Here is a 5,328-nt window from a genome sequence, read left to right on the forward strand (position 1 = left end):
CAAAATATTTTCACCCTGCCGATAAAAGCGATGCATCATATCCGGGGCAGGAAAATTTCCATGATTTTCCAGGAACCCATGACGGCACTGAACCCGGTCCATTCCATCGGAAAGCAGATGATTGAAATTTACAGGCTTCATTTTTCTGAATTGTCTTTTGAGGAAATGACAATAGCCGCTGTTAAAATGCTGGAAAAAGTGGGTATACCTGATCCTGATAAGGTGATGAAAAAATATCCCCATCAGCTTTCAGGCGGGATGAGGCAACGGGTACTGATCTCCATGGCACTGGCATGTGAGCCTGATATCCTTATTGCAGATGAACCCACAACAGCATTGGATGTAACTGTTCAGGCCCAGATTCTGGATTTAATTAAATCCCTTCAGCGAAAATCAGGAATGTCTGTGATTTTAATCACCCATGATTTAGGGGTTATTGCAGAAAATTGTGATGATGTTGTTATCATGTATGCGGGAAGAATTGCCGAAAGAGCAGAAGTTGTTGAGCTTTTTAAATATCCAAAACATCCTTATACTAAAGGATTGTTAACATCAATTCCTTCACTGGCTAAAGAACCCAAAACAATTCTTCCAACAATAAAGGGGAATGTGCCGTCATTATTGGATATGCCGGAAGGTTGCAGATTCGCAGGCCGCTGTCCTTTGGTTGAGGATATTTGTAGGAAAATAGTTCCAAGAGAGCGAAATATAGGGGAAAATCACACAATAGCCTGCCATTTAGCAAATGCATGAATTCATAAAAAAAAGCGATATTTTTAAAATAATCCTTGATTTTTTAAATTAAAGGCAATAATACTCAACGAAAGCCTCTTGGATAAGGGCTTAGCAGTTTCGTTCTAAAGGGAAGACCCATCTGTTAAAGTGGCAAGTCCTTAAGTTTGAAACTATATTATTTATTTTAAGTAAGGAGAAGGTCACAATGGCAAATGGGATTGTAAAATGGTTTAACGATTCAAAAGGATACGGCTTTATCGAGCAGGAAGATGGACCCGATGTATTTGTTCATCATTCAGGTATCAATGGTAATGGTTTTAAATCACTTAATGAAGGTGATAAAGTTACTTTTGATGTGGAAGATGGCCAAAAAGGCCCTGCAGCAGTTAACGTAACTGTTCAATAAAATTTTCAAAGGGTTTTCTTAAGATACAGATAGAAAACCCTTTTTTTTGTTTCGGAGTGCCAGGCAGATAAAGTCTGTCAGACATAGTCTGGCAGATCCAATAAATCAAAATCGATCCATGGAAAAAGGTGCAAGGTTGATTTGGGCATTACCGTTGCATATCATATCGCTGATTGCTTTTCCTGTACCTGTGGCCAAGGTTAATCCAAGCATTCCATGTCCGGTAGCAATAAACAGGTTGTTCTGAAAAGGGGATCTGTCAATAATGGGTAAGTCGTCATACGTCATTGGGCGAAGTCCGGTCCACTCTTCAAGGGCGGGACGTCCCACAGGGGTATTTAAATATTCTTTTGCTCCTGAAACAAGTCTGGATAACCGCTTTTTATTTAACACATCAGTAAATCCTGAAAATTCCATGGTACCGCCAAGCCGATAGCCTGTTTTCCAGGGAGTTGCCACAATATTTTTTTCATAAAAATAACAAGGGATTTTACAAGACTGATCCGGCCTTTCCATGGTAATGCTGTATCCTTTACCCGGTTGAATCGGTAGGGTAAGCTTTAATTGTTTCTTTATTTCAGGTGCCCAGGCCCCTGTTGCAAGGATAAAAGCATCTGCTTTATACTGACCCGTTACCGTATTGACATGTCTGATTTTACCCTGTTTAATTTCAAAATCTATCATTTTACTTTTTTCTTCAATGATGAGTCCTTTTTTAATCAATAGTTTTTTCCAGGAATCAACCAACATCTCAGGTCTTAAGTGCCAGTCATGTTCATTATACCAGGCACCGGCAATGTCTTTAGTGATTGCGGGTTCCAATTGCAGAGCTTCATCCCTGTCAAGTGCTTTTGCTCCAAAACCAAAATTTTCAAGAAAGGCATTGGTGGATTTATATTGTTCAAAGTATTTTTTATTTTTAAATAAAAATAAAGTTCCTTTTTTTTCAAAATTGCATTCAATGGCATGTTTAGAAAAAAGAGTTTCAAAAAGATCAAGAGAATATCTTAAAATTTTATTTTTAGCCTTTGAAGCCGCATTCATGTGGGTTGCGTTGCAATGTGCTGCAAATTTTATCAGCCAGGCGATGAGCGGTATATCCAGAGTCGGTTTGATATAAAGAGAAGATGTTCCAAGAATTGTTCTGTAAATTTCATGTCTGACAACACCGGGTGAACATAAGGGAATAACCCCAGAAAAATAGAGCAGGCCGCAATTTCCATGGGATGCCCCTGAACCGATAAGATCTTGTTCAATAATTCTGACGGATACATTTTCCTTTATAAGATAATGGGCACAGGCAAGACCTATAATGCCGCCGCCAACAATAATCACATCATTATTTGATTCCATTATATCTATCCTTTAAGTCATGTGGAAAAAATACAATGGCTACATTAGAATGGTTTTAACTAATTTTCAATTTAAATTGATGAGATATTTATTTTATTTTGAATATCATGATATAAAGGGTGGCATGGCAATTCTTGAAGTAAAAAATCTTAAAAAGTATTTTCCAGTGACAGGCGGCGTGTTTTTAAGGCGTACTGGATGGGTATATGCCCTTGATGGTGTCTCTTTTGTGCTGAACCAGGGAGAAACACTTGGTATTGTAGGAGAATCGGGATGTGGTAAAACAACCTTGGCCAGATGTCTCATGGGACTCTATGACCCATCGAAAGGACAAGTTATTATAAAAGGTCAGGTTGTTTCCAAACTCAATTCACAGCAGAGAAAAGAACTTGCATTAAATTTGCAAATGATTTTTCAGGATCCGTTTGAATCATTGGATCCCAGACAGACTGTTAAACAAATACTAGAGGAAAAATACATTATCCATGACAAAAAAAAGGCAAATTTTGATTCAACAATCAATCGATTGGTTAAACGTGTCGGTCTTTTGCCGGACATGCTTTCTAAATTTCCCCATGAGTTTTCAGGCGGTCAGCGCCAGAGAATTGGTATAGCAAGAGCCATCAGTATGGAGCCGGAAATAATTATTTGTGATGAACCGGTCTCAGCACTGGATGTTTCCGTACAATCAAAAATTTTAAATCTTTTACTTAAGCTCCAAAAAACAATGGCGCTGACATTACTTTTTATCTCTCATGATTTATCTGTTGTAAAACATATCTCAGACAGGATTGCCGTCATGTATCTTGGCAAAATTGTTGAGATGGCTAATGCAAATGATATCTATAATAATGGACAGCATCCTTATACCAATGCGCTTATATCTTCTATCCCCATACCAGACCCTGAATCTGTCCGTGACCGCATTGTCTTGAAAGGAGAGGTGCCTTCAGCGGAGAATCCTCCGGTTGGATGCAGGTTTAATACCCGATGTGAGTATGTGAGAAAAATTTGTTTTGAAAAGGAGCCAAAACTCCTTAAAAACGCAAAAGACCCAACCCATCTAACGGCATGTCATTTTTTCTTTTGATCTCTACGGTAGACCCCATTGCATTGCGCACCTTGGAATTATCCATTGGAATAATGCTCTCCCATATCAGGGTATGCTTTTATAAATCTGCGGGATTGTATCGTCAAATAAAAATGAAGACAATTCAATTTTATCTTTGAAAAATAAAAATTCTTCAAAACTGAGTGTTGGCAGCTTGAAAATCCTTTTTCTGCCTGCCAGGGAGTCTTTAAATTTGCCGGGTGCTCATTCAATATGCTTAATAAGTCAATATTTGTTCCAACAGATATATCCATATTAATTGACAACGTCTCTATTTTGTCATACCATGTAAACATGAGTAGGTTTCAATGGAATGCAGAGAAAAATGAGGTTCTTGCGAAAGAAAGAGGTATTACCTTTGAGGAAATTGTTCAAAAAATTGAAGCCGGGGCAGTAGTTATAAATACAGATCATCCTAATAAAAAGAAATATCCAGGCCAGAAAATTATGATAATTGATGTTGAAGGATATGCTTATTTAGTACCATATGTAATAAACAAAGACATTTTTTTTCTTAAAACAATCATTCCAAGCAGAAAAGCTACCAAAAAATATCTTGGAGGGGAAAATGAATGAAAAAACAAAGAAATTATTACTTGATGAGTATGAATCAGAGATTCTCGAAGCCTATGAAAGCGGCAAATTAGTGCCTTCTGAGTCTGGTATTGATTTTCAGGCTATCGCCCGGAATACCATAAAAAAAAATCAAAAGATAAATATAAGGATTGCTGACAACGACCTTGCTGCTTTAAAAAGACGTGCAGCCCGTGAAGGAATCCCTTACCAGACTTTAATCAGGAGTGTGCTTCATAAATATGCAAGTGGGTTTCTAAAAGATCCTGTACTATAAATTTTTTAAATTAATTATCAAATTATCTGGGTTTTTCCGGCAATATTCAAGGAGAAGCCCACCTCTTCCGCACGCTGGCTGAATTCATCTAAAAGCTTGTTTATGGCAAGGCCCTGGTCTTTACCATGTGAAATAAGAAACACGGTTATTTCCCTCTCAAAACCTGATTTTTCTGCTATGCCTTCCTTAAGCGTTTTTGTAATGATTGATAATTCATCAATTATTTCCCGCATGGAGTCGTATCTTTTGCCGGGTGATTTGGCACAGGATTTAATGATAAAATGTTTTATAGCTTCAGGAATATCAGGGACCAGGATGGATGGGTCCGGGATGTCCTTGCTGGTATGCATTTTCATCAAGGCCATTAAATCGTCACTGGCAAAAGGTTTTTTGCCTGTGAACATCTCATATGCCATAATTCCGAGGCTATAGATGTCTGATCTAAAATCAACCGGATTTCCTTCTATTTGTTCAGGAGACATATAGTGGACAGTACCGGTTTGTTCAAAATCTTCTTCGCCAGGGGAGCAGGCAAGACCAAAGTCTAAAAGTTTTATATGATCGTCTTTTAAAATAAAAATATTTGCAGGTTTTACATCCCGATGGATAATTTTATGATCATGTGCATAGGCAAGACCGGAACAGACCTGCGTTAAAAAGGTCAGTGCCCTTGAAAACGGCAGGGCACCTTTTCTTTCAAGAAGGGCTTCCAAAGATTCCCCTTCAAGGCATTCCATTATAATAAAAATAGTTCGGTACAATTCCTCAATATCATAAACCTGTACAATATTAGGATGGTTCAGCTGAGCAATGAATTTATCTTCTTTTCTGAAGTTTTCAAGAAAATCTTCATCCATTGCCTGATTGTGTTTC

Annotated in this window: 7 protein-coding genes; 5 read left to right on the forward strand and 2 right to left on the reverse strand. The window is 37.9% G+C overall.

The window, feature by feature from the left end; all coding sequences use genetic code 11:
- Together K8S13_RS16360 and K8S13_RS16365 are read left to right on the forward strand one after the other, a co-directional pair.
- Window positions 1-753 (forward strand): ABC transporter ATP-binding protein (locus tag K8S13_RS16360; RefSeq protein ID WP_291464134.1); only part of this gene is annotated, 753 nt, incomplete at its 5' end.
- A 187-nt stretch (window positions 754-940) separates the two neighbouring features.
- The gene (locus tag K8S13_RS16365) at window positions 941-1,141 is read left to right on the forward strand and encodes a cold-shock protein (protein ID WP_291348055.1); all 201 of its coding nucleotides are present in this window, start codon (window positions 941-943) and stop codon (window positions 1,139-1,141) included.
- Between the two features lie 105 nt (window positions 1,142-1,246).
- Here the strand turns inward: K8S13_RS16365 and K8S13_RS16370 are convergent, their stop codons facing one another.
- A complete protein-coding gene (locus K8S13_RS16370) occupies window positions 1,247-2,494 on the reverse strand; it encodes an FAD-binding oxidoreductase (protein WP_291464136.1) in 1,248 nt (415 codons plus the stop codon).
- A 124-nt stretch (window positions 2,495-2,618) separates the two neighbouring features.
- On the opposite strand from K8S13_RS16370, the gene K8S13_RS16375 reads away from it, so the two are divergent.
- The 3 genes from K8S13_RS16375 (at window position 2,619) to K8S13_RS16385 (ending at window position 4,455) form a co-directional block, all read left to right on the forward strand.
- A complete protein-coding gene (locus K8S13_RS16375) occupies window positions 2,619-3,584 on the forward strand; it encodes an ABC transporter ATP-binding protein (RefSeq protein ID WP_291464138.1) in 966 nt (321 codons plus the stop codon).
- A gap of 234 nt (window positions 3,585-3,818) precedes the next feature.
- Window positions 3,819-4,181, forward strand: coding sequence for a toxin (locus tag K8S13_RS16380; protein WP_291464140.1), 363 nt, complete (start codon window positions 3,819-3,821; stop codon window positions 4,179-4,181).
- Window positions 4,174-4,455 carry a CopG family antitoxin gene (locus tag K8S13_RS16385; protein ID WP_291464142.1) on the forward strand — a complete coding sequence of 94 codons (282 nt, stop codon included), beginning with the start codon at window positions 4,174-4,176 and terminating at the stop codon, window positions 4,453-4,455. Before K8S13_RS16380 ends, K8S13_RS16385 begins: the two co-directional genes overlap by 8 nt.
- Before the next feature lie 17 nt (window positions 4,456-4,472).
- On the opposite strand, the gene K8S13_RS16390 is transcribed toward K8S13_RS16385, so the two are convergent.
- A partial coding sequence (locus K8S13_RS16390) for a serine/threonine-protein kinase (RefSeq protein WP_291464144.1) occupies window positions 4,473-5,328 on the reverse strand: 856 nt, incomplete at its 5' end.

Source organism: Desulfobacula sp. (assembly GCF_021107415.1).

Bases quoted from the DNA above. Each gene is read 5' to 3' on its own strand.
- K8S13_RS16370 (WP_291464136.1), bottom strand. From the start codon at position 2,494: ATGGAATCAAATAATGATGTGATTATTGTTGGCGGCGGCATTATAGGT.
- K8S13_RS16365 (WP_291348055.1), top strand. From the start codon at position 941: ATGGCAAATGGGATTGTAAAATGGTTTAACGATTCAAAAGGATACGGC.
- K8S13_RS16375 (WP_291464138.1), top strand. From the start codon at position 2,619: ATGGCAATTCTTGAAGTAAAAAATCTTAAAAAGTATTTTCCAGTGACA.
- K8S13_RS16385 (WP_291464142.1), top strand. From the start codon at position 4,174: ATGAATGAAAAAACAAAGAAATTATTACTTGATGAGTATGAATCAGAG.
- K8S13_RS16380 (WP_291464140.1), top strand. From the start codon at position 3,819: ATGCTTAATAAGTCAATATTTGTTCCAACAGATATATCCATATTAATT.